At 60.3% G+C, this 25,021-nt stretch carries 25 protein-coding genes; 13 read left to right on the top strand and 12 right to left on the bottom strand.

The features are described 5' to 3' along the window. Positions 1-60 precede the first annotated feature (60 nt). Positions 61-1,368, bottom strand: coding sequence for a CitMHS family transporter (locus tag AB4N74_RS24085; RefSeq protein WP_007911819.1), 1,308 nt, complete (start codon positions 1,366-1,368; stop codon positions 61-63). Positions 1,369-1,689: 321 nt separating this feature from the next. Here AB4N74_RS24085 and AB4N74_RS24080 point away from each other — a divergent pair, with 321 nt between their 5' ends. Then, positions 1,690-2,091: a GFA family protein gene (locus AB4N74_RS24080; RefSeq protein ID WP_099757614.1), complete on the top strand. Its 402-nt coding sequence runs from the start codon at positions 1,690-1,692 to the stop codon at positions 2,089-2,091. Here AB4N74_RS24080 and AB4N74_RS24075 read toward each other — a convergent pair whose 3' ends face one another. Beyond that, positions 2,092-2,418, bottom strand: a complete 327-nt coding sequence (locus AB4N74_RS24075) for a DOPA 4,5-dioxygenase family protein (protein ID WP_093429525.1) — start codon at positions 2,416-2,418, stop codon at positions 2,092-2,094. An 83-nt stretch (positions 2,419-2,501) separates the two neighbouring features. Here AB4N74_RS24075 and AB4N74_RS24070 point away from each other — a divergent pair, with 83 nt between their 5' ends. Next, a complete protein-coding gene (locus AB4N74_RS24070; RefSeq protein ID WP_257356671.1) occupies positions 2,502-3,167 on the top strand; it encodes an NAD(P)-dependent oxidoreductase in 666 nt (221 codons plus the stop codon). A gap of 7 nt (positions 3,168-3,174) precedes the next feature. Here AB4N74_RS24070 and AB4N74_RS24065 read toward each other — a convergent pair whose 3' ends face one another. Then, a complete protein-coding gene (locus AB4N74_RS24065) occupies positions 3,175-4,125 on the bottom strand; it encodes a choline sulfate utilization transcriptional regulator (protein ID WP_093429527.1) in 951 nt (316 codons plus the stop codon). A gap of 114 nt (positions 4,126-4,239) precedes the next feature. Between AB4N74_RS24065 and betC the strand changes: the two genes are divergently transcribed. From betC to AB4N74_RS24050, 3 genes are all read left to right on the top strand, one after another. Beyond that, positions 4,240-5,754: a choline-sulfatase gene (gene betC, locus AB4N74_RS24060; protein ID WP_093429528.1), complete on the top strand. Its 1,515-nt coding sequence runs from the start codon at positions 4,240-4,242 to the stop codon at positions 5,752-5,754. Positions 5,755-5,770: 16 nt separating this feature from the next. After that, positions 5,771-6,691, top strand: a complete 921-nt coding sequence (choX, locus tag AB4N74_RS24055; protein ID WP_093429529.1) for a choline ABC transporter substrate-binding protein — start codon at positions 5,771-5,773, stop codon at positions 6,689-6,691. A 253-nt stretch (positions 6,692-6,944) separates the two neighbouring features. Next, entirely contained in the window at positions 6,945-8,513 is a 1,569-nt protein-coding gene (locus AB4N74_RS24050) for a SulP family inorganic anion transporter (protein WP_257356668.1), read from the top strand. Positions 8,514-8,604: 91 nt separating this feature from the next. Here the strand turns inward: AB4N74_RS24050 and aroE are convergent, their stop codons facing one another. Together aroE and hemF are read right to left on the bottom strand one after the other, a co-directional pair. Continuing rightward, positions 8,605-9,426, bottom strand: coding sequence for a shikimate dehydrogenase (aroE, locus tag AB4N74_RS24045; RefSeq protein ID WP_257356667.1), 822 nt, complete (start codon positions 9,424-9,426; stop codon positions 8,605-8,607). Positions 9,427-9,435: 9 nt separating this feature from the next. Further along, the gene (gene hemF, locus AB4N74_RS24040) at positions 9,436-10,350 is read right to left on the bottom strand and encodes an oxygen-dependent coproporphyrinogen oxidase (protein WP_099757608.1); all 915 of its coding nucleotides are present in this window, start codon (positions 10,348-10,350) and stop codon (positions 9,436-9,438) included. A 150-nt stretch (positions 10,351-10,500) separates the two neighbouring features. Between hemF and AB4N74_RS24035 the strand changes: the two genes are divergently transcribed. Beyond that, positions 10,501-11,478 carry an NADPH:quinone reductase gene (locus AB4N74_RS24035; protein WP_460097412.1) on the top strand — a complete coding sequence of 326 codons (978 nt, stop codon included), beginning with the start codon at positions 10,501-10,503 and terminating at the stop codon, positions 11,476-11,478. Positions 11,479-11,542: 64 nt separating this feature from the next. On the opposite strand, the gene AB4N74_RS24030 is transcribed toward AB4N74_RS24035, so the two are convergent. The 4 genes from AB4N74_RS24030 to AB4N74_RS24015 all read right to left on the bottom strand — a co-directional run bounded on the left by AB4N74_RS24030 (position 11,543) and on the right by AB4N74_RS24015 (position 15,277). Next, positions 11,543-12,217 (bottom strand): hypothetical protein, encoded by a 675-nt coding sequence (locus AB4N74_RS24030; RefSeq protein WP_093429534.1) that lies wholly within the window; start codon positions 12,215-12,217, stop codon positions 11,543-11,545. 240 nt (positions 12,218-12,457) lie between these two features. Then, entirely contained in the window at positions 12,458-13,015 is a 558-nt protein-coding gene (locus AB4N74_RS24025) for an L-threonylcarbamoyladenylate synthase type 1 TsaC (RefSeq protein WP_093429535.1), read from the bottom strand. 55 nt (positions 13,016-13,070) lie between these two features. Next, complete coding sequence (gene dprA / locus AB4N74_RS24020) at positions 13,071-14,171, bottom strand: DNA-processing protein DprA (protein WP_460101219.1); 1,101 nt, start codon at positions 14,169-14,171, stop codon at positions 13,071-13,073. An 80-nt stretch (positions 14,172-14,251) separates the two neighbouring features. Then, on the bottom strand, positions 14,252-15,277 hold the full coding sequence (locus AB4N74_RS24015) for a LysM peptidoglycan-binding domain-containing protein (protein WP_077575172.1): 1,026 nt from the start codon (positions 15,275-15,277) through the stop codon (positions 14,252-14,254). A 160-nt stretch (positions 15,278-15,437) separates the two neighbouring features. Between AB4N74_RS24015 and def the strand changes: the two genes are divergently transcribed. The 5 genes from def (at position 15,438) to AB4N74_RS23990 (ending at position 20,131) form a co-directional block, all read left to right on the top strand. Further along, a complete protein-coding gene (gene def, locus AB4N74_RS24010; RefSeq protein ID WP_016984087.1) occupies positions 15,438-15,944 on the top strand; it encodes a peptide deformylase in 507 nt (168 codons plus the stop codon). A 56-nt stretch (positions 15,945-16,000) separates the two neighbouring features. Then, positions 16,001-16,960 (top strand): methionyl-tRNA formyltransferase, encoded by a 960-nt coding sequence (gene fmt / locus AB4N74_RS24005; protein WP_116254177.1) that lies wholly within the window; start codon positions 16,001-16,003, stop codon positions 16,958-16,960. Next, complete coding sequence (rsmB, locus tag AB4N74_RS24000) at positions 16,957-18,267, top strand: 16S rRNA (cytosine(967)-C(5))-methyltransferase RsmB (RefSeq protein ID WP_460097411.1); 1,311 nt, start codon at positions 16,957-16,959, stop codon at positions 18,265-18,267. The genes fmt and rsmB overlap by 4 nt, the downstream gene beginning before the upstream one ends. Positions 18,268-18,289: 22 nt before the next feature. After that, positions 18,290-19,666 carry a Trk system potassium transporter TrkA gene (gene trkA / locus AB4N74_RS23995; protein WP_093429539.1) on the top strand — a complete coding sequence of 459 codons (1,377 nt, stop codon included), beginning with the start codon at positions 18,290-18,292 and terminating at the stop codon, positions 19,664-19,666. A 150-nt stretch (positions 19,667-19,816) separates the two neighbouring features. Continuing rightward, positions 19,817-20,131 carry a tetratricopeptide repeat protein gene (locus AB4N74_RS23990; protein ID WP_320336083.1) on the top strand — a complete coding sequence of 105 codons (315 nt, stop codon included), beginning with the start codon at positions 19,817-19,819 and terminating at the stop codon, positions 20,129-20,131. A 1-nt stretch (position 20,132) separates the two neighbouring features. Here the strand turns inward: AB4N74_RS23990 and AB4N74_RS23985 are convergent, their stop codons facing one another. The 3 genes from AB4N74_RS23985 to AB4N74_RS23975 all read right to left on the bottom strand — a co-directional run bounded on the left by AB4N74_RS23985 (position 20,133) and on the right by AB4N74_RS23975 (position 21,931). Next, the gene (locus tag AB4N74_RS23985) at positions 20,133-20,372 is read right to left on the bottom strand and encodes a PilZ domain-containing protein (RefSeq protein ID WP_095049573.1); all 240 of its coding nucleotides are present in this window, start codon (positions 20,370-20,372) and stop codon (positions 20,133-20,135) included. A gap of 73 nt (positions 20,373-20,445) precedes the next feature. After that, positions 20,446-21,333, bottom strand: a complete 888-nt coding sequence (locus AB4N74_RS23980; RefSeq protein ID WP_460097409.1) for a lysophospholipid acyltransferase — start codon at positions 21,331-21,333, stop codon at positions 20,446-20,448. Between the two features lie 40 nt (positions 21,334-21,373). Then, complete coding sequence (locus AB4N74_RS23975; RefSeq protein WP_093429543.1) at positions 21,374-21,931, bottom strand: DNA-3-methyladenine glycosylase I; 558 nt, start codon at positions 21,929-21,931, stop codon at positions 21,374-21,376. 81 nt (positions 21,932-22,012) lie between these two features. Here AB4N74_RS23975 and glyQ point away from each other — a divergent pair, with 81 nt between their 5' ends. Then, on the top strand, positions 22,013-22,966 hold the full coding sequence (gene glyQ, locus AB4N74_RS23970) for a glycine--tRNA ligase subunit alpha (RefSeq protein ID WP_320336084.1): 954 nt from the start codon (positions 22,013-22,015) through the stop codon (positions 22,964-22,966). Next, complete coding sequence (gene glyS, locus AB4N74_RS23965; RefSeq protein ID WP_427120235.1) at positions 22,963-25,017, top strand: glycine--tRNA ligase subunit beta; 2,055 nt, start codon at positions 22,963-22,965, stop codon at positions 25,015-25,017. Before glyQ ends, glyS begins: the two co-directional genes overlap by 4 nt. The last annotated feature ends 4 nt before the right edge of the window (positions 25,018-25,021 follow it).

The following is a 25,021-nucleotide window of genomic DNA, read 5'->3' as shown; positions in this document are numbered from 1 at the left end:
ACCGAAAAAGGCCCGGGCTTCAAACCGCGAAGCCAGGACCCGAAACGGTGAGTCGTGGGCTTATAGAGTGCTGAACACCGGGAAAGTCCCCAACAGCAGTGCAGCAATCAGAATGCAGATACATACCAGGATCGCCCATTTCAGGGTGAAACGCTGGTGGTCACCAAAATCAATACCGGCCAGGGCCACCAACAGATAGGTCGATGGCACCAACGGGCTCAGCAAGTGGACGGGCTGACCGACGATCGAGGCACGGGCCATTTCCACTGCGGTGATCCCGTAGTGGCTGGCGGCTTCGGCCAACACCGGCAACACGCCATAGTAGAACGCATCGTTGGACATGAAGAAGGTGAACGGCATGCTCACCAGCGCCGTGATCACGGCCAGGTAAGGGCCGAGGAAATCCGGAATCACCGCCAACAGGCTCTTCGACATCGCATCGACCATGCCGGTGCCGCTCAGGATACCGGTGAAGATACCCGCCGCAAAGATCAGCCCGACCACTGCCAGCACGCTACCGGCGTGAGCCGCAACGCGATCCTTCTGCATCTGCAGGCAAGGGTAGTTGACGATCATGGCAATACTGAACGCGACCATGAATAGAACCGGCAGCGGCAGCAGGCCAGCGATCAGGGTGCACATCAGGCCGAAGGTCAGGGCGCCGTTGAACCAGATCAGTTTTGGACGGCGGGCATCCGGGAACTGCGACACGCTGATTTCGCTGTGATCGATATCATCGCCAACCAGATGCAGCTCACCCAGACGCGCACGTTCACGTTTGCCGTAGAAATAAGCGATAACCAGAATCGCGACCACACCCGCGGCCATCGCCGGGATCATCGGTACGAAGATGTCCGACGGGTCAACGTGCAGCGCACTCGCGGCGCGGGCAGTCGGGCCACCCCATGGAGTCATGTTCATCACGCCGCCGGCGAGAATGATCAGACCGGCCATGATCCGCGGGCTCATGCCGATGCGGCTGTACAGCGGCAGCATGGCGGCCACGCAGATCATGTAAGTGGTCGCGCCGTCACCATCGAGGGAAACGACGAGCGCCAGTACGGCGGTGCCGACCGAAACCTTCAGCGGGTCGCCCTTGACCAGTTTGAGGATCTTGCGCACGGCCGGGTCGAACAGGCCGGAGTCGATCATCAGGGCGAAATAGAGAATGGCGAACATCAGCATCACGCCAGTCGGCGCGAGCTTGGTGATGCCTTCGAGCATCATCGGGCCGATCTTCGGTGCAAAGCCGCCGAACAGGGCGAAGACGATCGGGATGATGATCAGAGCGATCAGCGCGGACAGGCGCTTGGTCATGATCAGGAACATGAACGTGATGACCATGGCGAAGCCAAGGAAAGTCAGCATGGGAATACTCCAGGCGTAGCGCGGCTAGTTAAATGAGCAGATCGGGCCGATCAGCGCAGAACGGGAAGCACGAGACGTACGGGCGGAGTGACAGCGTAAAGGCGGGCTACAGAGGACATCAGAATCACCATTGTTGTTGTTAATTGGGCCTTTAGTGCGAGGTATCACACGCATTGGCCAACCGGTCTGTTGCCGGAAGTGAGGCGATCCTAATCGGGCAAGCTTTCAGCTACCTTTCGCTGCAGAAAGCTTTGAATGAACGGTCAACCGGCCGTCGGATGCGATCTAGAGTCAATAAACACGGGAAGGGGAGCTTTCGAGATGAGCCAATCGCACAGCGGAGGCTGCCACTGCGGACATATTCGTTATCAGTTCAGCGGGGCGTTGCAGGATATCGCCCATTGCCATTGTTCGATCTGCCGCAAGGTCAGCGGCGGCATCGTCACGACGTGGATCACAGTGCCAGCCTCCAGTTTCCAATGGCTGGCTGGTACGCCGGCGCGTTATGACTCATCCGACAGTTGCGCGCGGTACTTCTGCCCGCAGTGCGGCGCGCAACTGGCGTTGGTGACGTTGCTCAGCCCACAGAGTATCGACGTGACCATCGCCACCCTCGATCAACCCGAGCTGGCGCCCGCCGAACGACACATCTGGACCGACAGCCAATTGCCCTGGCTGCACTTGGACGAGCATCTGCCGGGCGAAGCCGAAGAAACGATCTGATCAGAAAACAGACAGATCCAGCGACCGCATCGCGCCCATCCAGATTGCGTGTTCGGTGTGGTCAAGCAGGTCATCGCCGGTGTCCGGGTGCAGGAACACCACCAGACCTTTGCGGTTCAACACCAGCCACGGCAGCACATCGCTGATCAACTCGGGGCCGAAGGCCAACTGGCAACTCCAGTCCGGATGCGGACCGACCGGACGTTCGTGAACGCGGCCCATTTTCACTGCAAATAACTGCGCGGCCTGCTCGCACAAGGCCCGTGCCTGTTCAATGGTGCTGGCGTCGAAATAGACGTGGGCGTGGTAGCCCTTGATCGCTTGCATCTGAAGCCCTCGGAAATCGGTTCGAACCCTCGGCGTTGCCCGTATGTCACACGTCATACAAGGGATAAGAAAAGGGATCAGCCATGAAAAATGCCGAAACCCCGGCGGTAAAAGTGGTGCTCTATGGTGCCATGAGTAGCCTGGGCAGCGCGTTGATGGCTGAGTTGCTGCGTCGTCAGCATGAAGTCATCGCCATTCTCGACGATCTGACCGCACTTGCGCCGCGTCCCGGACTACGCACCAAGAGCGGCGATCTGTTCGACTCCGAGAGGGTCAATCAAAGTGTGGCCGGCAGTTCGGTGGTCATCTGCTTATTGGATGCGCCAGGTTTGCCATTCAGCAGCGATCACGTTGAGCGCTCTGTCGTACTCGGCCCCGTCGAGCAGGTGCTGGCCGTCGATGCATTGGTCGATGGACTGCAAGCCGCCAACGTTTCGCGGCTGTTTCTGGTGGGGGATTTTGCCGTACTCGATGAGCCGGACGTCGATGATCGCCTGCAACGCCATGCTGCCGAAGAAATTCGCGAAGCCGTGCAAAGCAGCCCGCTGCACTGGACACTGGTCAATGCGCCACACGGCGTGGCCGGGCTGACCATTGAGCATTTCAGCCAGGTCGGCGGCAATCTCGAACCGGGTCTGGCCGAGCCATTGGAGCGGCTGAACCGCGTGGCGGTGGGGATTGCCGATGAGCTACGGCTGAATTTGCATATAGGGCAGCATGTGAATTTCGTTGCGGCTTCAGATTCGTAAAAGATCTTCAAACCGCGATCGACGGCAACGTCAAACCGTTGAGGGATTGCGCGCTGCTCGCCTGTTCCGCCATTAACCAATCGACAAACTGTTGAATCAACGCGCCCCGACGTTTGCGCTGGGGCAGCACCACGTAATAACCGAGGCGCGACAAGGTCGTTTCGGCGATGGGGCGGCACAGCAAACCCTGACTCAGCAAGTTATCCACAAGGTGCCGCCAGCCAATCGCTACGCCTTGACCGCCAATCGCCGCTTGAATCAACAACGTGTAATTGTCGAAGCGCAATTGCCCCGGCGCCGGCGGCGTATTGATACCGAGTTCACGGAACAGACCACTCCAGTCAAACCAGTTGCTGCTGTTTTCCCCACGCAGGTGCAGCAACGGGAACTCCAGCAGTGCGTGAGCAGGCAAGGGCAGGGCGCGATCCTTGAGCAATTGCGGGCTGCACACCGGGAATACTTCTTCGCTGAACAACCAATGGCTTTCGCCCTGCTTGAAACGACCATCACCGAACAGGATCGCCACGTCGATATCGGTGCGCAGCATGTTGTGGTTGCGTTCGCTGGTCACCAGGCTGACGTCGACCTGCGGGTTAGCTTCATGAAAGCGGTGCAGGCGCGGCATCAGCCAATAAGCAGCGAAGGCAAAGTCGGTGGCAACTTGCAGGACTTCATGTTGTTGCTGTGCGCTGATCGCGCTCAATCCTGCATCGATATTCTGTAAACCGAGAGTAACTTGCTCAAACAGTATCGCGCCGACTTCGGTCAGCTCGATCCCACGGTAAATGCGATCAAATAGTCGCGTACCGAGTTGTTCTTCCAGCCGTTTGATCTGCTGACTGATCGCTGGTTGCGTGGTGCCAAGCTCTACCGCCGCTGCGGTAAAGCTGCGCTGGCGAGCGGCCGCCTCAAAGGCGCGTAACAGGTCGAGGGACAGATCACCCAAGGCTTCATACATAAGCTGTGCTTATCCTAGTCATTGTCCGGCGCGGGCTTTACCGGATAAAGCATGGACTCCATGCTCGATCGCAGCAATGTCGCATAAATATTCACTATGGAATGCCGCGATCACATGAAGCGCAAGAATATTCTTTTCATCATGGCCGATCAGATGGCCGCGCCAATGTTGCCGTTCTACGGCCCATCGCCGATCAAACTGCCGAATCTTTCCCGCCTCGCCGCCCAAGGCGTGGTGTTCGATGCCGCTTACTGCAACAGCCCGTTGTGCGCGCCATCGCGGTTCACCCTGGTCAGCGGCCAGTTGCCGAGCAAGATCGGCGCCTACGACAACGCCGCCGATTTCCCTGCCGATGTGCCGACTTATGCCCATTACTTGCGCCGCCTCGGCTACCGCACCGCGCTATCCGGCAAGATGCACTTCTGCGGTCCGGACCAGTTGCACGGTTATGAAGAACGCCTGACCAGTGATATCTACCCGGCCGATTACGGTTGGGCCGTGAACTGGGATGAGCCGGATGTACGGCCGAGCTGGTACCACAACATGTCTTCGGTGCTGCAGGCCGGGCCATGTGTGCGCACCAATCAACTGGATTTCGATGAAGAGGTGGTGTTCAAGGCACAGCAATATCTGTTCGATCACATCCGCGAGGACGGCGATCAGCCGTTTTGCCTGACAGTATCGATGACTCACCCACACGACCCGTACACCATTCCCAAGGCGTTCTGGGATTTGTACGACGATGCCGATATCCCGTTGCCTACAACCCCGGATCAACACGAACTCGATCCGCACTCACAGCGGCTGCTCAAGGTTTATGACCTGTGGGACAAGCCACTGCCTGTGGATAAGATTCGCGATGCACGCCGGGCATATTTCGGTGCATGCAGCTATATCGACGCCAACGTCGGCAAACTTCTGGAAACCCTCGAAGAAACCGGGCTGATCGAAGACACAATTATTGTCTTCTCCGGTGACCACGGCGACATGCTCGGCGAAAAGGGCCTTTGGTACAAAATGCACTGGTACGAAATGGCGGCCCGCGTCCCCCTGTTGATAAGTGCTCCAGGCCAGTTCGATGCCGGGCGTGTCAGCGCTGCCGTATCGACCGCAGACCTGTTGCCAACCTTCGTCGAATTGGCCGGCGGCACGCTGGAACCGGGCCTGCCACTGGATGGCCGCTCGCTGGTATCACACCTTCAAGGGCAGGGCGGTCATGACGAAGTGTTCGGCGAATACATGGCCGAAGGCACCATCAGCCCGCTGATGATGATCCGTCGCGGCGCCTACAAATTTATCTACAGTGAAAGCGACCCTTGCCTACTCTTCGACGTAGATAACGATCCGCATGAACTGGAAGAACTCAGCCAATCGCCGCAACATCGCCCGCTGTTCGACGATTTTCTCGCCGAAGCACGGGCCAAATGGGACATTCAGTCGATTCACCGGGAGGTCCTCGCGAGCCAGCGCCGCCGCCGATTTGTCGCCGACGCGTTGACCCTCGGCAAGCTGAAGAGCTGGGATCACCAGCCACTGGTGGACGCCAGTCAGCAATACATGCGCAACCACATCGACCTCGACGATCTGGAACGCAAAGCACGTTATCCACAACCCTGCCAAAACCAATAATGTTAAGGGGAAGTCCATGCGTAAGTTATCCACAGTAGTGACGATCGGCCTGCTCGCGCTGAGCAGCGCCTCGGCCTTCGCTGAGCAAAGCTGCGACACCGTGAAAATGGCCGATCCGGGCTGGAGCGACATCGCCGCGACCAACGCCATCACCGGGTTTCTGCTGGACGGCATGGGCTACAAGGCCAAGGTCGACACCCTCGCGGTGCCGATCACCTTCGGTGGTTTGAAGGACGGCCAGGTGGACGTGTTTCTCGGCAACTGGATGCCGGCGCAGCAGGGCTTCTACGACAAGTTCGTCGCCACCGGTGACGTCACGCAACTGGCGAAGAACCTCGACGGCACCGAATTCACCCTCGCCGTGCCGGACTACGTGTGGGACGCGGGTGTGCATAACTTTGCCGACCTGAACAAATACGCGGACAAGTTCGATCGTAAGATCTACGGCATCGGTTCGGGTGCGCCGGCGAATATCTCGCTGCAGGAAATCATCAAGAAGAACGACTTCGACATGGGCCAGTGGAAGCTGATCGAATCCAGCGAACAGGCGATGCTGGCTGAAGTGTCGCGGGCGGTGAAGAAACAGAAATTCGTCACCTTCCTCGGCTGGACGCCGCACCCGATGAACGTGCAGTTGAAGATGCATTACCTCAAGGGTGGCGAGAAGTACTTTGGCGACACCGGCAGCGTGTTTACGTTAACGCGCAAGGGCTACGCCGAGGCGTGTCCGAATGTGGGTAAATTGCTGACCAATCTTTCGTTCACTCAGGAGATGGAGAACAGCATCATGGCTGAGGTGGTGAACAAAAAGGTCAGCAATGCCGAGGCGGCGAAGGCTTGGATCAAGGCAAATCCGGCGGTGTTGGATAAGTGGCTGGATGGCGTCAAGACGTCTGACGGGAAGGATGCGTTGGCGGCGGTGAAAGCGAAGCTTTGATCGTGGGGTGGCTGGAATTGTGCTCGGCTCGAGATTTTTGCCCCCTCACCCCAGCCCTCTCCCCAGAGGGGCGAGGGGGAAAGGGAGCCGATATCTGTTGGATTCAAAACTTGCGTTCAACTCTGAAATCGCAGGTCGGTGAATCTTGAATAAACACCACGGTCAGTCCCCTCTCCCTTGGGAGAGGGTTAGGGTGAGGGGCCTTTCCCCTGGCACCCTGATAACCTTGAACAAAACCCAACCGCGAGGACCCATGGCCTTCCCCAGCCGCCACTCTCTCTTCCCCTTCCTCACCTGGTTGCCGCGACAAACCCGCGCCAGCGTCGGACGGGATCTGATCGTCGGCCTCAGCGGGGCGATTCTTGCGCTCCCCCAGTCGATTGCCTACGCGTTGATCGCCGGTCTGCCACCCGAGTACGGCCTCTACGCCGCAATCATTCCGGTGCTGATCGCCTGCCTGTGGGGTTCGTCGTGGCATTTGATCTGCGGTCCGACGGCAGCGATTTCGATTGTGCTGTTTGCCAGTGTCAGCCCTTTAGCGGTTCCAGCCTCGCAGGACTACATCACCCTGATCCTGCTGCTGACCTTGCTTGCGGGGATATTCCAGTGGCTGCTCGGTTTGCTGCGCTTTGGCGCGCTGGTGAATTTCGTCTCGCATTCGGTGGTGCTGGGGTTCACCCTTGGCGCGGCGGTGGTGATTGCTATCGGACAATTGCCAAACCTGCTGGGCCTGGAGTTGCCGGCAAAAGCCACGGCGCTGGCCAGTTTGATGGATCTGCTGCAACACCTGAGGGCTGTGGATAAACCTTCGCTGGTGTTGGGTTTGGCCACGGTGGTCGTCGGTCTGCTGCTCAAACACCTGTTGCCGCGCTGGCCGACGCTGTTGATCACACTGGTGCTGGCCAGTTTGCTGGTGTGGTTGTGGCCGGGCGTGTTCGGCCATGTGCATCTGGTCAGCGCGTTTGTCGGGCGTTTGCCGCCGTTCAGTGGATTGCCGCTGGATCTGGATTTGATCCTGCGATTGCTGCCAAGTGCTGTGGCGGTGGGCATGCTCGGCCTGGTTACCAGTCTGTCGATTGCGCGCTCGATTTCGGCGCGGTCGCAGCAATTGCTTGATGCCAATCAGGAAGTCCGTGCACAGGGCTTGTCGAATATTCTCGGGGCGTTCTTTTCCGGGTCGCTGTCGGCCGGGTCGTTCACCCGCTCGGGCCTCAGTTACGAGGCAGGCGCTTGCTCGCCGCTGGCCGGAGTGTTTTCGGCAATCTGGGTGGCGTTGTTCGCAATTTTTGGTGCGGGGCTGATCGCGCACATTCCGATCCCGGCGATGGCCGGGAGCATTCTGTTGATTGCCTGGGGGCTGGTCGACCACCGAGGCATTCGCGCATTGCTGCGTGTCAGCCGCGCCGAGTTTGTGGTCATGGCGCTGACCTGCCTCGCGACTTTGCTACTGGAATTGCAGACGGCGATTTATGCCGGTGTGCTGGCCTCGCTGTTCTTCTACCTCAAGCGCACTTCGCAACCGCGCGTGCAGCACTGGCGCGACGGCGAAGACGATGTGTTGCGTGTCGGCGGATCGATCTTTTTCGGCGCCAGCCATTACCTGCAGGTACGTCTGCAGCGCATGCACGGCGCACGCGTGGTGATCGAGGCGCAGCAGATCAACTTCATCGATTATTCGGGCGTGGAGATGCTGCATCAGGAGGCGCGGCGCTTGCTTGGCCAGGATCGCAGCCTGACCTTGCGCCGGGCGCGGCCGCAGGTGGTGGAGGAGCTGCGGAAGCTGGAAGGGCCGGAGAAATGTCCGATCCGGTTTGAAGACTGACCCAGAATCGGTGGTGAGGCCATTCGCGAGCAAGCTCGCTCCCACATTTGATCGCATTCCACTGTGGGAGCGAGCTTGCTCGCGAAGCTTTTTAAAGGGCCAGTTGTCGACGCAACTCTGTGAGCACGGGCGCAGTGTCCGGGCGCACACCACGCCACAGGAAAAACGCCTCAGCCGCCTGCTCCGCCAACATCCCCAAGCCATCCATCGCCACCGCCGCGCCATGTTCACGGGCCCAGCGGCAAAACGCCGTTGGCTCTTTGCCGTACATCATGTCGTAGCACAGGGTCTTGCCCGGCTCGATCAGGCTCGGTGCAATCGGCGGCACGTCACCAGTGAGGCTGGCCGATGTGGCATTGATGATCACGTCCACCGGCTCGCGCAACCAGTCGAAACCACTGGCCGAGACCGGCCCGAGGTCGCAGAACAACTCCGCCAGCAACTCAGCCTTGTCCACCGTACGATTGGCGATGATCACCGAGGCCGGTTGTTCCGCCAGCAACGGTTCCAGCGCACCGCGCACCGCACCACCGGCACCGAGCAGCAGAATGCGTTTGCCGGTCAGGCTGAACCCGGCGTTCACCGTCAGATCGCGCACCAGTCCGGCGCCGTCAGTGTTATCACCGAGCAGTGAGCCGTCGGCCAGTTTGCTCAAGGTGTTCACCGCACCGGCCCGTTGTGCGCGAGCGGTCAGGCTATTTGCCAGACGATAGGCGTCTTCCTTGAACGGCACGGTGACGTTGGCGCCGCGACCTTCCTGGAAAAACGCCGTGGCGCAGTTGGCGAAATCTTCAAGCGGCGCCAGCAAGGTGCTGTAGTCGAGGTGCTGGCAGGTCTGCTCGGCGAACAGCTTGTGAATCATCGGCGATTTGCTGTGGCCGATCGGGTTGCCGAAAACGACGTAACGATCCATCAGATGTCCTCAGGCCTCGGCCAGCCAGTCGCGGTCTTGCAGGAAGTACTCGGTCAGGCGTGCTTCTTCGCTGCCAGGCTCGGCTTTCCAGTCATAGCCCCAGCGCACTTGCGGCGGCAACGACATCAGGATCGACTCGGTACGCCCGCCCGATTGCAGACCGAACAAGGTGCCACGGTCATACACCAGGTTGAACTCGACGTAACGGCCACGGCGGAATTCCTGGAATTCACGCTGCTGAGCGGTAAACGCATCGTTTTTGCGGCGCTGCACGATCGGCAGATAAGCATCGATGTAGGCGTCGCCGATGGCCCGCATAAAAGCGAAGCTGGTATCGAAGTCCCACTCGTTCAGGTCATCGAAGAACAAACCGCCGATGCCGCGCGGTTCGTGGCGATGCTTGATGTGGAAGTAGGTGTCACACCAGGCCTTGTAGCGCGGGTAGACGTCCGGGCCAAACGGCGCGCAAGCCTGCTCGGCAACGCGGTGCCAGTGAACGCAATCTTCTTCATTGCCGTAATACGGGGTCAGGTCAAAGCCGCCGCCGAACCACCAGACCGGCTCTTCACCCTCCTTCTCGGCGATGAAAAAGCGCACGTTGGCGTGGGACGTCGGCACATGCGGGTTGTGCGGGTGGATCACCAGCGACACGCCAAGGGCTTCGAAACCGCGGCCAGCCAATTCCGGGCGATGGGCGCTGGCCGACGGTGGCAGACCACTGCCGAAGACGTGGGAAAAGTTGACACCGCCCTTTTCGATTACCGTGCCGTTCTCGATCACGCGAGTACGACCGCCACCGCCGGCGGGCCGGGTCCAGGCGTCTTCGACGAAGCGCGTGCCGCCGTCTTCGGTTTCGAGAGCCGCGCAGATGCGGTCTTGCAGGTCGAGCAGATAGGCCTTTACGGCGTCGGTGCGGGTCGTCATGGCTTCACCTTGAATCGGGCGGCGCCCCGGCAGACGGGCGACGCAAATGGGCGCGTAGCATACCACCGCACAACAACCCGCCGCAGTTGACGAAGATCAAGCATGGGAGTTGGATAGGGGGCTCACAAAAGACCCAAGGAGAGCAGGCAGATGGCAAAGCGTATCCAGTTCCGCGCCCACGGCGGCACCGAAGTGCTCGAATATGTTGATTACCAACCCGCCGCGCCCGGCCCCAATCAAGTCCGCGTGGCGAACAAGGCGATCGGCCTGAACTTCATCGACACCTATTACCGCAGCGGTCTGTACGCACCGCCCGCCTTGCCGTCCGGCCTGGGTGCTGAAGGTGCGGGGATCGTCGATGCCGTGGGCAGCGACGTCACCCGGTTCAAGGTCGGTGATCGCGTGGCCTATGGCAGCGGCCCGTTGGGGGCCTACAGCGAATTGCATGTGCTGCCGCAGGACAATCTGGTGCATCTGCCCGACGAAATCAGTTTCGAAACGGCTGCCGGTGTAATGCTCAAAGGCCTGACCGTGCAATACCTGCTGCGCCAGACCTATGAACTCAAGGGTGGCGAAACCATTCTGTTCCACGCGGCGGCCGGCGGTGTCGGTTCACTGGCCTGCCAATGGGCCAAAGCGTTAGGCGTGAAGCTGATCGGCACCGTCAGCTCCAAAGAGAAAGCCGAACTGGCCAAGGCCAATGGCGCCTGGGCGACGATCGATTACAGCCACGAAAACGTTGCCCAGCGCGTGCTGGAATTGACCGATGGCAAGAAAGTCCCGGTGGTCTATGACGGTGTTGGCAAGGACACCTGGCTGACGTCCCTCGACAGCGTGTCGCCGCGTGGCCTGGTCGTGAGCTTCGGCAATGCCTCCGGTGCGGTGGACGGCGTGAATCTTGGGATTCTCTCCGCCAAGGGTTCGCTGTACGTGACCCGGCCGACGCTGGCGACTTATGCCAACAACGCCGAAAACCTGCAGCGAATGGCCGATGAGCTGTTCGAGATGATCATCAGCGGCAAGTTGAAGGTGGACGTCAGCCAGCGTTATCCACTGGCTGATGCGGCGAAGGCGCAAACCGAGCTGTCGGCACGGCGCACTACCGGTTCCACCATCCTGCTGCCTTGATACCTCCCGGCGTCCTGCCAGTCAGGGTTTCAGAACCATGACTGACAGGACGCTTCGAGCGTGTTCAGTACTGCGGTGGATGAGCCGCCAACGGTCTTGGCGCCCAATGACCGACCGTCGCGGAATCAGGCTGTTGCAACGCGGCGAGGATTTGCCGCCACTCGGCTGACAACACCCAGTAATCCCCGCGTGCGCGCTGTTCGATATGCAAGGGATTGGAGGCGACCGGCATCAGACCGAAACGCTGGTACAGGCGCAGCTGCGATGCCCTGCACAACGCGGTGACACCTAGATAGCCCTGTTTTATGGCCCACTCGGCAGCGGCCGCCAGCAGACTGTCGACGGCAATGGGCTGTTGGCTGGGCGCGTACGAGATCAAGCGACTGAGTTCGACATGGCGTGACAACGCCACCGTGGGCGAAACATGTTGCTGCGCCAGTGATGCCCACTCGAACGGCGCCGGAGTGGCCCTCAATACCGCCAGCAGTTGCTCGTGCCGATACAGCAGAAAGTGGGTACTGCGCGACCGTGTCGCCAGTCGGGTTTCGAGCATCCGCGCCCTGGACGTCAGCATGTAATGCTGCAGCCGAAGCCGAAATTGCCGATCGATAAACCGATCGAACACCTGGGTATCCGACCCCGCTTCAAGCATCACGATACGGCAACCCTCCTGATGACTGTTTAACGTCACCTGGAGCGCCTGCAGGTAATCCGTGAGTTGCAAATCCGTAGTGTCCATTCTTTCTCCGCAGACCTTAACTTATCGAAGTGTTTCGAGTGCAGGGAAAGGATGGTTGCTTTTGGCGATACCGCCACGAAACGCGGTCTGATAATCAGGTGGGAAAATTCAGTTGATTCAGATAGTTGATGATTTTTCCGACGCAACAATCAGCATCATTGCAGGATAAATCGCAGGCACGTGTAGTACTCCTCGCCATCAAGGCGAGGAGTACTCACGTCACAAATGTTCGAGGCTGGATCAGTCGGGACGAATGACTTTGCCGGTCGCCAGATCACGAATCACGCTGGGGTTCTTGCGCCCACCCAGTTGCCCGCCCAGTATCAGATCGATCTGCCCACGGAAATACTGCTCGACACGCAATCGCGTGCGCGCCGCCGGGCGTCCCTGCGGGTTGGCTGAGGTCGAAATCAACGGCCCGACCATCGAGCACAGATCGCGTACTTGCGGATGATCACTGACCCGCAGTGCGACGGTGTCGTGCATGCCGGTCACCCATTCCGGGAGCAAGCCCTGATGCGGCACCAGCCAGGTGTTCGGCCCCGGCCAGGTGCTGGCCATGCGGTCGATCCATTCTTGCGGGAAGTCTTCGAACAGAAAGTCGAACTGGCGAATGTTGTCGGCAACCAGAATCAGGCCTTTGACCACCGAACGATTCTTGATCGCCAGCAACCGATCCACGGCCTCTTCGTTCCATGGGTCGCAACCCAGCCCCCAGACGGCTTCGGTTGGATAGGCAATCACCGCCCCGGCGCGAATCTCTCGTGCGGCTTGTTGCACACGCCAACTGTTAACCATGAAAAAACTCTCCGCAAACAGGTTTCGCGCAGTTTACCGATCTTCCTTGTAAAACCTAGCGTGTCCTGGCCAACCAGCGACCGTTTTCGCACACTGCACAGCCATCCATTTCCAGTTCGGTGAGTGCCGCCAGCACTTTGGGCAACGTCCAGCCGCTGCTGTCAGCCAAGCCTTCGCTGGTGTGCGGGGCAGCATGGAGCAGGATGAGCAACGGGTGATCGGCTTTCGCCGTGTCAGTGGATAGCGGCAGATGCTGCCAACCACGCAAGGCTTCGAGGATGTGCTCAATGGTTTCCACCAGCACCGCGCCATCGCGGATCAGCTGATGGCAACCGCGAGCGCCGGGGTGATGGATCGAACCGGGAATCGCGTAAACCTCGCGTCCCTGTTCCGCCGCCAGCCGTGCGGTGATCAGCGAACCGCTGGCGACGCTGGCCTCGACCACCAGCACGCCGAGGGACAAACCGCTGATGATGCGGTTACGTCGCGGGAAGTTGCTCGCCGTTGGCCCGGCATCCAGCGGAAACTCGGAAAGCACTGCGCTGCCGCACGCAATCATCGCGTCAGCCAGGCGGCGGTTGCGCTGTGGATAAAAATTTTCCAGCCCCGTGCCGAGGACACCGACCGTCAACCCGCCAACATCCAGCGCGGCCTGATGCGCAGCGGCATCGATACCTAGCGCCAGGCCGCTGGTGATGACAAAACCGGCCCCGGCGAGACTGCGGGAAAATGCCGCTGCGGTGTCCATGCCCGGACGCGATGCCCGGCGACTGCCAACCATCGCCAGTTGCGGTTTTTCCAAAATCTGCGGATCACCGGCCACGAACAACATTGGCGGCGGGTCGGGAATCTGCGCCAGCAATGCGGGGTAATCGGGTTGGTCCCACATCAGCAAATGCTGATCCGGACGCTCTAGCCAGCGCATTGCATGACTGGCGCCGTCGCGAACTTCGGGGCAGCGCCGCGCTTCGGCGCACGCCGCCGGCAAACCGAGAGAACGCCAGGCGCTGGCCGGCGCGCTGATGGCTTTGGAGGCCGAGCCGAAGGCTTCGAGCAATTTGGCAAAACGCTTCGGGCCAACATCCGGCAAGCGGTGCAGGCGCAGACGCGCTTCCAGTTCCGCCGGGGAAACCGGCGTACAGACAGGCAACATGATGGATCATCCTTGATCGTTATAAGCCCCGAACCATTCGGAACAAGCTGTGGATAACTCTGTTGGTAACTTGTGAAGCACGCTTACGGATTGCGCACCTTGTCGAGCACCGCGAGCGATCGCGATGCATTGAGGACGAGGCCGTAGCTGAGTTTGTCGTAGGTGCGGAACACCATCAGCAACCCGGCGCGTTCATCGGGAATTTTCAGCGGCTGGCCAGTGATGCGGTCGCGCACGGTTTCACCGGTTTTCATCACCACCAGCACGTTGCCTTCGGCAAGACCGTCGCGCTTGCCTTTGTTCAACGTGACCACGTCCATCACACCAATCTGGGTGACGCCGCGCGGTACATCGATGATCACGCCGTTGATGCTGGTCGTTGGCGCGCTGGGCATGAAGGTCGAGTTGATCGAGCGCTCTTCGCCGCTGAACAAACGGTCGCCAAGGCGCACTTCCTGGGTGGTGCGTTGCAGGGCGAGGGTGGCGACGTCGCCTTCAGTGGCGACGATTTCGCCGCCGCCGATGTCGTCGGCGTTGATTCCCAGGAACTCCTTGGTCTGTGGATCGGTGTAGACCTTGCCCTGACGGAAGATGCCGTAGACCGGTTGATCCGGGTCGAAATGGCCGCGCGCGAAGATCCGGTCACCGGTACCGCTGAGCACGCGTTCGGCATCGCCGGCAACGATGTACGGCGCCTTGTCGAAGTCCTCGACCTTGTCGACGATGCGGTTGCTCAGCAAAAAGCTGTTGATGGATTTCAGCGGAATGCTCGGAATAGCCTCGGCCACCGGGCTGGTGCGAATGCGTGGCGAGAGCTTGATGGTGCCGCGCGACTCGCCGCGATTAAGGGTCAGACGTGGCTGGCCATCGACATAACTGAGCGTCAGCGTGTCGCCGGGATAGATCAGGTTGGGGTTTTCGATTTGCGGATTGGCCCGCCACAGTTGTGGCCACTGCCAGGGCTCGCGCAGGTATTTGCCGGAAATGTCCCAGAGCGTATCCCCCGAAACCACCGTGTATTGCTGTGGAAAACCATCCCTGAGTTGCACTTGCCCTTGCGCCACGCCGGCCGAAGCCAACAGCAGCAGGGCGAGTAGTGTTTTCCTCATGCAGTGAATCCCTTTATCATGTGCATTCGCGTGAACCGTCAGAGCCCCCGTGGCTCGCTTGTGCAAAATGCACAAGCTACGCTTCACAACGGTAGCCTGCATCTTCGGACCTGCCAGGCCATCGCCCGACTTTACTCAACGTGTGCAGCAATCAAAGCCTATGGCCATTTTAAACATCCTCGAATTCCCGGACCCGCGTCTGCGCACTATCGCCAAACCTGTGGCTGTAGTGGACGACGAAGTGCGTCAGTTGGTCGATGACATGTTTGAAACAATGTATGAAGCGCCGGGCATCGGCCTTGCCGCGACCCAGGTCAACGTGCACAAACGTATCGTCGTGATGGACCTTTCCGAAGACCGCACCGAACCGCGGGTGTTCATCAACCCCGAGTTCGAATCGCTGACCGACGAAATGGACCAATACCAGGAAGGCTGCCTTTCGGTACCGGGTTTCTACGAAAACGTCGACCGCCCGCAAAAGGTCAAGATCAAGGCGCTGGACCGCGACGGCAAGCCCTATGAGCTGATCGCCGAAGGCCTGCTCGCGGTGTGCATCCAGCACGAATGCGACCACCTCAACGGCAAATTGTTCGTCGACTACCTGTCCACGCTCAAACGCGACCGGATCAAGAAGAAACTGGAAAAGCAGCACCGCCAGAACGCTTGATGCCCCTCTTCAAAGGCTTGCTGCGGCAAGCCTTTTCTTTTTATGAGACTCCCTTCATGACTGAGCCACTGCGCATCGTTTTTGCCGGCACCCCGGAATTCGCCGCCGAACACCTCAAGGCCCTGCTGAATAGCCCTTACGAGATCGTTGCGGTCTACACCCAACCGGATCGTCCGGCCGGTCGCGGGCAAAAACTGATGCCAAGCCCGGTCAAACAGCTCGCCCTGGAAAATAATATCCAGGTGTTGCAGCCGCCGACGTTGCGCAACGCTGACGCTCAGGCAGAACTGGCCGCACTGAAGCCGGACTTGCTGGTGGTGGTCGCCTACGGCTTGATCCTGCCGCAAGTGGTGCTGGATATCCCGCGTCTGGGCTGCATCAACAGCCACGCCTCCTTGCTGCCACGCTGGCGCGGTGCGGCGCCGATTCAGCGCGCCGTCGAACACGGTGACGCGGAAAGCGGCGTGACCGTGATGCGCATGGAAGCGGGCCTCGACACCGGACCGATGCTGCTCAAGGTCGTCACGCCGATCACCGGCGAAGACACCGGCGGCACGCTGCACGACCGCCTCGCCGAAATGGGCCCGCCCGCCGTGGTCCAGGCGATTGCCGGTCTGGCTGCAGGCACGCTGGAAGGTGAAGTGCAGAACGATGAGCGCGCCACTTACGCGCATAAGCTGAACAAAGACGAAGCACGCATCGACTGGAGCCGTCCGGCCGTTGAGCTGGAACGCCTGGTGCGCGCCTTCAACCCATGGCCGATCACCCACAGCACCCTCAACGGTGAAGCGCTGAAAGTACTGGCGGCGACACTCGCCGAAGGTAAAGGCGCGCCGGGTGAAATCCTCAGCGCCAGCAAGGACGGTTTGGTCGTCGCTTGCGGCGAGCAGGCGCTGTGCCTGACCCGCCTGCAATTGCCGGGTGGCAAGGCGCTGAACTTCAGCGACCTGTTCAACAGCCGTCGAGAGAAATTCGCTGTCGGCACCGTGCTCGGCGCAGCGGTGGACGCGCAATGAACCCGCGTCTGGCCGCCGCCAAGGCACTCGCCGCCGTGCTCAGCGGCAAAGCCTCGTTGAACAGCTCCCTGCCGACGCAACTGGACAAGGTCGAGGATCGTGATCGCGGCTTCACTCAGGATCTGGCCTTCGGCACTGCGCGCTGGCAGCCACGCCTGTCGGCACTCGCCGAGAAGCTGCTGCAGAAACCGTTCAAGGCTGCCGACGCCGATGTCGAAGCGCTGCTGCTGGTCGGTCTCTACCAATTGCTCTACACCCGCGTGCCGGCCCATGCCGCCATCGGCGAAACCGTCGGTTGCGCCGACAAGCTGAAGAAGCCGTGGGCCAAAGGCCTGCTCAACGCGGTGCTGCGTAACGCCCAGCGCGAAAGCGAAACGATTTTCGCCGAGCTGGAACGTGACCCAGTGGTGCGCACCGCTCACCCGCGCTGGCTGCAAAAATCCCTGAAGGCCTTCTGGCCGGAACAGTGGGAAGCGATTTGCGAGGCGAACAATGCGCATCCGCCGATGATCCTGCGGGTCAACCGCCGTCACCACAGCCGCGACGCCTATCTTGGCTTGCTGACGGAGGCCGGGATTGCCGCGACGCCATGTGTGTACAGTTGCGACGGCATCATTCTCGAAGCCGCCGCCGACGTACGCAGCCTGCCTGGTTTCGCCGAAGGCTGGATCAGCGTGCAGGACGAAGCGGCGCAACTGGCCGCCGATCTGCTCAATCTGGCGCCGGGGCAACGCGTGCTCGACGCCTGCTGCGCGCCGGGCGGCAAGACTTGCCACATCCTCGAAGCCGAACCTGCGCTGGCCGGTGTAGTGGCGGTGGATCTGGAAGCCAAGCGTCTGGTGCGGGTCAAGGAGAACCTTGAACGCCTTGGTCTGAACGCCGAACTGATCGCCGCCGACGGTCGCGATACCGAAAAGTGGTGGGACGGCAAACCGTTCCAGCGCATTCTGCTAGACGCGCCGTGCTCGGCGACCGGCGTGATCCGCCGCCATCCGGACATCAAGCTGACCCGTCAGCCGGACGACATCGTCGCCCTCGCGCAACTGCAAGGCGAACTGCTCGACGCGATGTGGAAAACCCTCGAAGTCGGCGGCATCCTGCTGTACGCCACCTGCTCGACGCTGCCGACCGAGAATACCGAAGTCATCGCTGCGTTCCTTGAGCGTACCCCAGGCGCCCGTGAACTGGATCTGGCCACGTCGGCCGGAATCAAACAGCCCCATGGTCGCCAACTGCTGGCCCAGCAAGGTGGGCATGACGGGTTCTACTACGCCAAGCTGATCAAGATTGCTGCCGCACGCAGCTAAACGGATTTAACGGAGTGACTGGATGAAAATCATCATCCTCGGTGCAGGACAGGTCGGCGGTTCGCTGGCAGAACATCTGGCCAGCGAGGCCAACGATATTACGGTAGTCGACACCGACGGTGAGCGCCTGCGCGACCTCGGCGACCGCCTCGACATCCGCACCGTGCAGGGCCGGGGCTCGCTGCCGTCGGTGCTGCGTCAGGCCGGCGCCGACGACGCGGACATGCTGGTGGCGGTGACCAACAGCGACGAAACCAACATGGTCGCCTGCCAGGTCGCCCACACGCTGTTCCACACCCCGACCAAGATCGCCCGGGTGCGCGAAGCGTCCTACCTCAATCGCGAGGAGCAACTGTTTCAGAACGAAGCGATTCCGGTCGACGTGCTGATCAGCCCCGAGCAGGTGGTGACCAACTACATCAAGCGCCTGATCCAGCATCCGGGCGCCTTGCAGGTGATCGACTTCGCCGAGGGTGCAGCGCAACTGGTAGCGGTGCGCGCCTATTACGGCGGGCCGCTGGTGGGTCAGCAACTGCGGCAGTTGCGTGAGCACATGCCGAATGTCGAGACTCGCGTCGCCGCAATTTTCCGCCGTGACCGGCCGATCCTGCCCCAGGGCGATACGGTGATCGAGGCGGATGACGAAGTCTTTTTCATCGCCGCCCGTGAGAATATTCGCGCAGTGATGAGCGAAATGCGCCGCCTCGACGAAACCTACAAACGCATCGTCATTGCTGGCGGCGGGCAAATTGGCGAGCGTTTGGCCGAGGCCATCGAAAGCCGTTATCAGGTGAAGATCATCGAGATGAATCCGGCGCGTTGCCGTTATCTCTCCGACACCCTCGACAGCACCGTGGTGCTGCAGGGCAGTGCATCAGATCGTGATTTACTGATGGAGGAGAACATTGCCGACGCCGATATCTTCCTCGCCCTCACCAACGATGACGAAGCCAACATCATGTCGTCGCTGCTGGCCAAACGGCTGGGGGCGAAGAAGGTCATGACGATCATCAACAACCCGGCCTACGTCGATCTGATTCAGGGCGGCGATATCGACATCGCCATCAGCCCGCAACTGGCGACCATCGGCACCTTGCTGGCGCACGTGCGTCGTGGCGATATCGTCAGCGTGCACTCACTGCGCCGCGGTGCGGCAGAAGCCATCGAGGCGATTGCCCACGGTGATGCGAAGTCGAGCAAGGTCATCGGCAAGCCCATCGAGAAGATTGGCCTGCCGCCCGGCACCACCATTGGCGCGGTCATTCGCAACGAGCAAGTGATCATCGCCCACGACGACACGGTAATCGAAGCGGGCGACCATGTGATCCTGTTTCTTGTGGATAAAAAGCATATTCGCGATGTGGAGAAGCTGTTTCATGTGGGGTTGAGCTTCTTCTGATCCGGCTTTTTGGGTGATCAGACTGGCGTCATCGCGAGCAGGCTCACTCCTACAGGGGAACGCATTCCAAATGTAGGAGTGAGCCTGCTCACGATGGCGGTATCAGTAAGCAAGACTCATCCCTGACACACCTCACTCAAGGAATCTCCCATGCTCGACTCCCTGGAAAAAATGCTCGCCAAGGGTGTGGATAACTCTCTGCTGCGCTTCGGCCTGGGCAAGGGTTATCTGGATCTGGGTGAAAACGCCAAGGCCGCCGAGCACTTTGAACGTTGTGTCGGCTTCGATCCGAAATATTCCGCAGCCTGGAAGCTGTTGGGCAAAGCGCATCTGGCGCTGGGCGATCACGCCGCCGCGCGTAATGCGTGGGAACAAGGTCTGGAAGCGGCCCGCGCCCATGGCGACAAGCAGGCCGAGAAGGAAATGACGGTGTTTCTGAAGAAGCTTGATCGTCAGGCGCTATAAGTCAAAGGTAGCGAAGACCGATCCCGTCGGCATCCACCGTCACCACTTCCATCCGCACCCGCGGCGCGCCTGTGGGTAAACCCTGCACCTCGCCGTAAACCACTGCGCCTTTGGGCAAAGAAGCCAAAACCGGATGCTGCACAAACACCCCGGTAGGCGACAGGTTGCGCGTCTGCCCGAGGCATTCGCCAAAGCTGTCGTGGGTAATCTTGATGCGGAAGGATTTGCGTTGTTCGGACATCTTGTTGCGCCCTTTGATGAACGGTTGTGGATAACCTCGCCAGTGAGGTTATCCACAGATCATGCCAATCAGCTCAGTACCAGCGCTCTTCGCCCGGCGGACGCTTCTTGAAGCGCTTCATGCTCCACATGTACTGGCTCGGGTACGCGGCGACGTAACGCTCGACGACTTTACTCATCGCGGCGCAGGATTCGGCGGTATCGGTGCTGTACATGGCTTCTGGCGCGGCTTCGAGGATCACTTTGTAGCCGGAACCGTCGGGCAGGCGCAGCGCATGCAGGAACACACCGACGGCTTTGCCACCGGCGAGCATGTTCGGCACGAATTTGCTGGTCAGCGCTTGAGTGGCGAAGAACGGCACGAAGATCCCGGCGGATTCGGCCGGTTCCGGGTCAGCAGGAATGCCCACTGCACCACCTTTGCGCACTTCCTTGATCACACTGAGGATGCCTTCCTTGGTGGAAGCAGCGACTTTGTTGCCCAATTGCACGCGCTGTTTGCGCAGCAATTCGTCCACAGCTTTGAGCTTCGGCGGACGGTAGAAAATGATCGGTTTGCACTGGCTGCAATAGAAGTGGTTGAGCACTTCCCAGTTGCCCAGGTGGCTGGTGATGCCGACCACGCCTTTGCCCGAGGCCAAGGCATTCTTGAGGATGTCGAGACCTTGAACTTCGCGCACTAGATCGATCGAGCGCTGCGCCGGCCAGATCCACGCGCAGGCGCTTTCGGTCAGCGACTTGCCGATGTCTTTCAGGCTTTGGCCGACCAGACGTTCACGTTCGGCGGCATCCATCTGTGGAAAACATTTCGCAAGGTTGATCCGCACCACTTCGCGGGAACGGTTGGGGGTTTTCCACATGATCCAGCCAATCGCCGAACCTACGGCCTGCACGGCCCGCCATGGCAGCAGGGCAAACAGCCGCAGAGCGCCTACCAGCAAGGCGCCTTTAAACTTTTCCACAGGTCACTCCTGATCTTGTGCGGTGCGCGAGGCGGCCATTCTAACCGGCGTTGACGAGCTGCGCGTAGCGGTCGCAGTCCTGAGTGTGGTCCATGACCATGCCCGAGGCCTGCATCAGTGCGTAGCAAATGGTCGGGCCGACGAACGTGAATCCGGCCTTTTTCAAGCCTTTGCTCATCGCCAGCGCTTCGGGGGTGATCGCCGGGACTTCGCTGCGATCCTTGAAGTGATTGATGAGCGGTTGGTCACCGACGAACGACCAGAGGAACGCCACCGGGTCCTCCAGCGCCAGCCAGGCCTGGGCATTACGCCGGGCGGCGTTGAGTTTCAGGCGGTTGCGGATGATCCCAGGATCGAGCATCAATTCGTCGATTTCAGCGTCGCTCATCTGCGCCACGCGCTGTACGTCGAAGCCGAACAACACCTCGCGATAACGCTCGCGCTTGCGCAACACGGTGATCCAGGACAGCCCGGCCTGGAACCCTTCGAGCAAAAGCAACTCGAACAAACCCTGCGCATCGCGTAGCGGCGTGCCCCACTCCTGATCGTGATAAGCCATGTACAGCGGATCTTCGGTACACCAAAAGCAGCGTGGCATAAGGCTCCAGGGGGTGGAGGTGCGACTGAATCGGGTATACTCCCGCTCTTTAAATCGCAGCCCAAGAAACAGGTGAATTTCGTGAGCCAGCCTACGCCAGCCGTGCGTACCTTCCAAGACTTGATCCTCGCGCTCCAGCAATACTGGGCCGAGCAAGGTTGCGTGGTACTTCAGCCCTACGATATGGAAGTAGGCGCCGGCACTTTCCACACCGCGACCTTCCTCCGCGCCATCGGCCCGGAAACCTGGAACGCCGCCTACGTGCAGCCAAGCCGCCGTCCGACTGACGGCCGCTACGGCGAAAACCCGAACCGTCTGCAGCACTACTATCAGTTCCAGGTCGTCCTGAAACCGAACCCGGACAACTTCCAGGAACTGTACCTGGGCTCGCTCAAGCATGTCGGCCTGGACCCGCTGGTCCACGACATTCGCTTCGTCGAAGACAACTGGGAATCGCCGACTCTCGGCGCCTGGGGTCTGGGCTGGGAAGTCTGGCTCAACGGCATGGAAGTGACTCAGTTCACTTACTTCCAGCAGGCGGGCGGCATCGAGTGCTACCCGGTGACCGGCGAGATCACTTACGGTCTCGAGCGTCTGGCCATGTACCTGCAAGGCGTGGACTCGGTCTACGACCTGGTCTGGGCTGACGGTCCGTTTGGCAAGGTGACCTACGGCGACGTGTTCCACCAGAACGAAGTGGAACAGTCCACTTACAACTTCGAACACGCCAACGTCGACAAGCTGTTCGAACTGTTCGACTTCTATGAAAGCGAAGCCAAACGCCTGATCGAACTCGACCAGCCGCTGCCGTTGCCGAGCTACGAAATGGTGTTGAAGGCGTCGCACACCTTCAACCTGCTGGATGCACGCCGGGCGATCTCGGTGACCGCGCGTCAGCAATACATTCTGCGCGTACGCACCCTGGCGCGTTCCGTTGCGCAAGCCTACCTGCTGGCGCGCGCCAAGCTGGGCTTCCCGATGGCGAACCCGGACCTGCGTGACGAAGTACTGGCCAAGCTGGAGGCAGCACAATGAGTGCGCAAGATTTTCTGGTTGAACTGGGCACCGAAGAACTGCCACCGAAAGCCCTGAACACCTTGGCTGAAGCGTTCCTCGCCGGTATCGACAAGGGCCTGCAAGCCGCTGGCCTGAGCTACGAGACTAAAACCGTCTACGCCGCACCGCGTCGTCTGGCTGTGCTGATCACCGCGCTGGCTACCCAGCAACCGGATCGCAGCATCAACCTCGACGGCCCACCACGTCAGGCGGCGTTCGACGCTGACGGCAATCCAACGCAAGCAGCACTGGGCTTCGCCAAGAAGTGCGGCGTCGATCTGAGCGAAATCGATCAGAGCGGCCCGAAACTGCGTTACAGCCAGAGCATCGCCGGCAAGCCGACCGCGAGCCTGCTGCCGACCATCGTCGAAGACTCGCTGAACGACCTGCCGATCCCGAAACGCATGCGTTGGGGTGCGCGCAAGGAAGAGTTCGTGCGTCCGACCCAATGGCTGGTGATGCTGCTCGGTGACCAGGTCATCGACTGCACCATCCTCGCGCAGAAGGCTGGCCGTGATTCCCGTGGTCACCGCTTCCATCACCCGGAAAGCGTGCGCATCGGTTCGCCGTCGAGCTACCTCGCCGACCTGCGTGCCGCTTATGTATTGGCCGATGCCAACGAGCGTCGCGAGATCATCAGCAAGCGCACCGAAGAACTGGCCACCCGTCAGGAAGGCACGGCAATCGTTCCGCCGGCACTGCTCGACGAAGTGACCGCACTGGTTGAATGGCCGGTGCCGCTGGTGTGCTCGTTCGAGGAGCGTTTCCTCGACGTGCCGCAAGAAGCCCTGATCACCACCATGCAGGACAACCAGAAGTACTTCTGCCTGCTGGATGCCGACGGCAAGTTGCTGCCACGTTTCATTACTGTGGCCAACATCGAAAGCAAAGACCCGCAACAGATCATCGCCGGTAACGAGAAAGTGGTTCGTCCACGCCTGACCGACGCCGAGTTCTTCTTCAAGCAAGACAAGAAGCAGAAACTCGAAGCCTTCAATGATCGCCTGAAGAACGTGGTGTTCCAGGAAAAACTCGGCAGCGTCTACGACAAGGCCGAGCGCGTTTCCAAACTGGCTGCGTACATCGCCGCACGCATCGGTGGCAACGCCTCGTGGGCTGCCCGTGCAGGCCTGCTGTCGAAGTGCGACCTGGCGACTGAAATGGTCGGCGAGTTCCCGGAGATGCAAGGTGTCGCCGGTTACTACTACGCACTGAATGACGGCGAGCCGGAAGACGTCGCGCTGGCGCTCAACGAGCAGTACATGCCACGCGGTGCCGGTGCGGAACTGCCAGCCACCCTGACCGGTGCAGCCGTCGCGATCGCTGACAAGCTCGACACCTTGGTCGGTATCTTCGGTATTGGCATGCTGCCAACCGGCAGCAAAGACCCGTATGCCCTGCGCCGTGCGGCCCTCGGTGTGCTGCGTATCCTGATCGAGAAAAAACTCGATCTGGACCTGAACGACGCCGTGGCTTTCGCCGTGACTGCGTTCGGCGCCAAGGTCAAGGCTGCCGGCCTCAACGAAGCCGTGCTGGAGTTCATCTTCGATCGTCTGCGTGCACGTTACGAAGACGAAGGCGTCGATGTTGCCACTTACCTGTCGGTGCGTGCCCTGAAACCGGGTTCGGCGCTGGACTTCGACCAGCGTGTGCAAGCAGTGCAAGCCTTCCGCAAACTGCCGGAAGCAGCAGCGCTGGCGGCGGTGAACAAGCGTGTGTCGAACCTGTTGAGCAAACTCGAAGGCGCGGTACCGACCGAGGTGCAAGCCAAGTACTTCGACAACGCCAACGAGTTCTCGCTGTACTCGGCGATCCAGCAAGCGGATCAAGCGGTGCAGCCAATGGCGGCAGCGCGTCAGTACAACGAATCGCTGGCACGCCTGGCGGCATTGCGTGAGCCGGTGGATGCGTTCTTCGACGCGGTGATGGTCAATGCCGACGACGCCAATGTGCGGGCCAACCGTTACGCGCTGCTGGCGCGTCTGCGTGGTCTGTTCCTCGGTGTTGCCGACATTTCGCTGCTGGGTTGAGGGA

The sequence above is a fragment of the Pseudomonas sp. H3_C08 genome, assembly GCF_054669455.1.
Note: the sequence above shows the minus strand (reverse complement) of the source record. Positions and strands in the feature narration are given on the sequence as shown.

What these genes read in the sequence shown, in the direction of transcription:
- aroE (WP_257356667.1), bottom strand. Translation starts at nt 9,426, where the DNA reads ATGGATCGTTACGTCGTTTTCGGCAACCCGATCGGCCACAGCAAATCG.
- AB4N74_RS24025 (WP_093429535.1), bottom strand. Translation starts at nt 13,015, where the DNA reads ATGGTTAACAGTTGGCGTGTGCAACAAGCCGCACGAGAGATTCGCGCC.
- AB4N74_RS23985 (WP_095049573.1), bottom strand. Translation starts at nt 20,372, where the DNA reads ATGTCCGAACAACGCAAATCCTTCCGCATCAAGATTACCCACGACAGC.
- choX (WP_093429529.1), top strand. Translation starts at nt 5,771, where the DNA reads ATGCGTAAGTTATCCACAGTAGTGACGATCGGCCTGCTCGCGCTGAGC.
- AB4N74_RS24015 (WP_077575172.1), bottom strand. Translation starts at nt 15,277, where the DNA reads ATGAGGAAAACACTACTCGCCCTGCTGCTGTTGGCTTCGGCCGGCGTG.
- AB4N74_RS24030 (WP_093429534.1), bottom strand. Translation starts at nt 12,217, where the DNA reads ATGGACACTACGGATTTGCAACTCACGGATTACCTGCAGGCGCTCCAG.
- AB4N74_RS24075 (WP_093429525.1), bottom strand. Translation starts at nt 2,418, where the DNA reads ATGCAAGCGATCAAGGGCTACCACGCCCACGTCTATTTCGACGCCAGC.
- AB4N74_RS24050 (WP_257356668.1), top strand. Translation starts at nt 6,945, where the DNA reads ATGGCCTTCCCCAGCCGCCACTCTCTCTTCCCCTTCCTCACCTGGTTG.
- AB4N74_RS23975 (WP_093429543.1), bottom strand. Translation starts at nt 21,931, where the DNA reads ATGCCACGCTGCTTTTGGTGTACCGAAGATCCGCTGTACATGGCTTAT.
- fmt (WP_116254177.1), top strand. Translation starts at nt 16,001, where the DNA reads ATGACTGAGCCACTGCGCATCGTTTTTGCCGGCACCCCGGAATTCGCC.
- hemF (WP_099757608.1), bottom strand. Translation starts at nt 10,350, where the DNA reads ATGACGACCCGCACCGACGCCGTAAAGGCCTATCTGCTCGACCTGCAA.
- AB4N74_RS23990 (WP_320336083.1), top strand. Translation starts at nt 19,817, where the DNA reads ATGCTCGACTCCCTGGAAAAAATGCTCGCCAAGGGTGTGGATAACTCT.
- def (WP_016984087.1), top strand. Translation starts at nt 15,438, where the DNA reads ATGGCCATTTTAAACATCCTCGAATTCCCGGACCCGCGTCTGCGCACT.
- glyS (WP_427120235.1), top strand. Translation starts at nt 22,963, where the DNA reads ATGAGTGCGCAAGATTTTCTGGTTGAACTGGGCACCGAAGAACTGCCA.
- AB4N74_RS24085 (WP_007911819.1), bottom strand. Translation starts at nt 1,368, where the DNA reads ATGCTGACTTTCCTTGGCTTCGCCATGGTCATCACGTTCATGTTCCTG.
- AB4N74_RS24035 (WP_460097412.1), top strand. Translation starts at nt 10,501, where the DNA reads ATGGCAAAGCGTATCCAGTTCCGCGCCCACGGCGGCACCGAAGTGCTC.
- trkA (WP_093429539.1), top strand. Translation starts at nt 18,290, where the DNA reads ATGAAAATCATCATCCTCGGTGCAGGACAGGTCGGCGGTTCGCTGGCA.
- rsmB (WP_460097411.1), top strand. Translation starts at nt 16,957, where the DNA reads ATGAACCCGCGTCTGGCCGCCGCCAAGGCACTCGCCGCCGTGCTCAGC.
- betC (WP_093429528.1), top strand. Translation starts at nt 4,240, where the DNA reads ATGAAGCGCAAGAATATTCTTTTCATCATGGCCGATCAGATGGCCGCG.
- AB4N74_RS24065 (WP_093429527.1), bottom strand. Translation starts at nt 4,125, where the DNA reads ATGTATGAAGCCTTGGGTGATCTGTCCCTCGACCTGTTACGCGCCTTT.
- AB4N74_RS24080 (WP_099757614.1), top strand. Translation starts at nt 1,690, where the DNA reads ATGAGCCAATCGCACAGCGGAGGCTGCCACTGCGGACATATTCGTTAT.
- AB4N74_RS24070 (WP_257356671.1), top strand. Translation starts at nt 2,502, where the DNA reads ATGAAAAATGCCGAAACCCCGGCGGTAAAAGTGGTGCTCTATGGTGCC.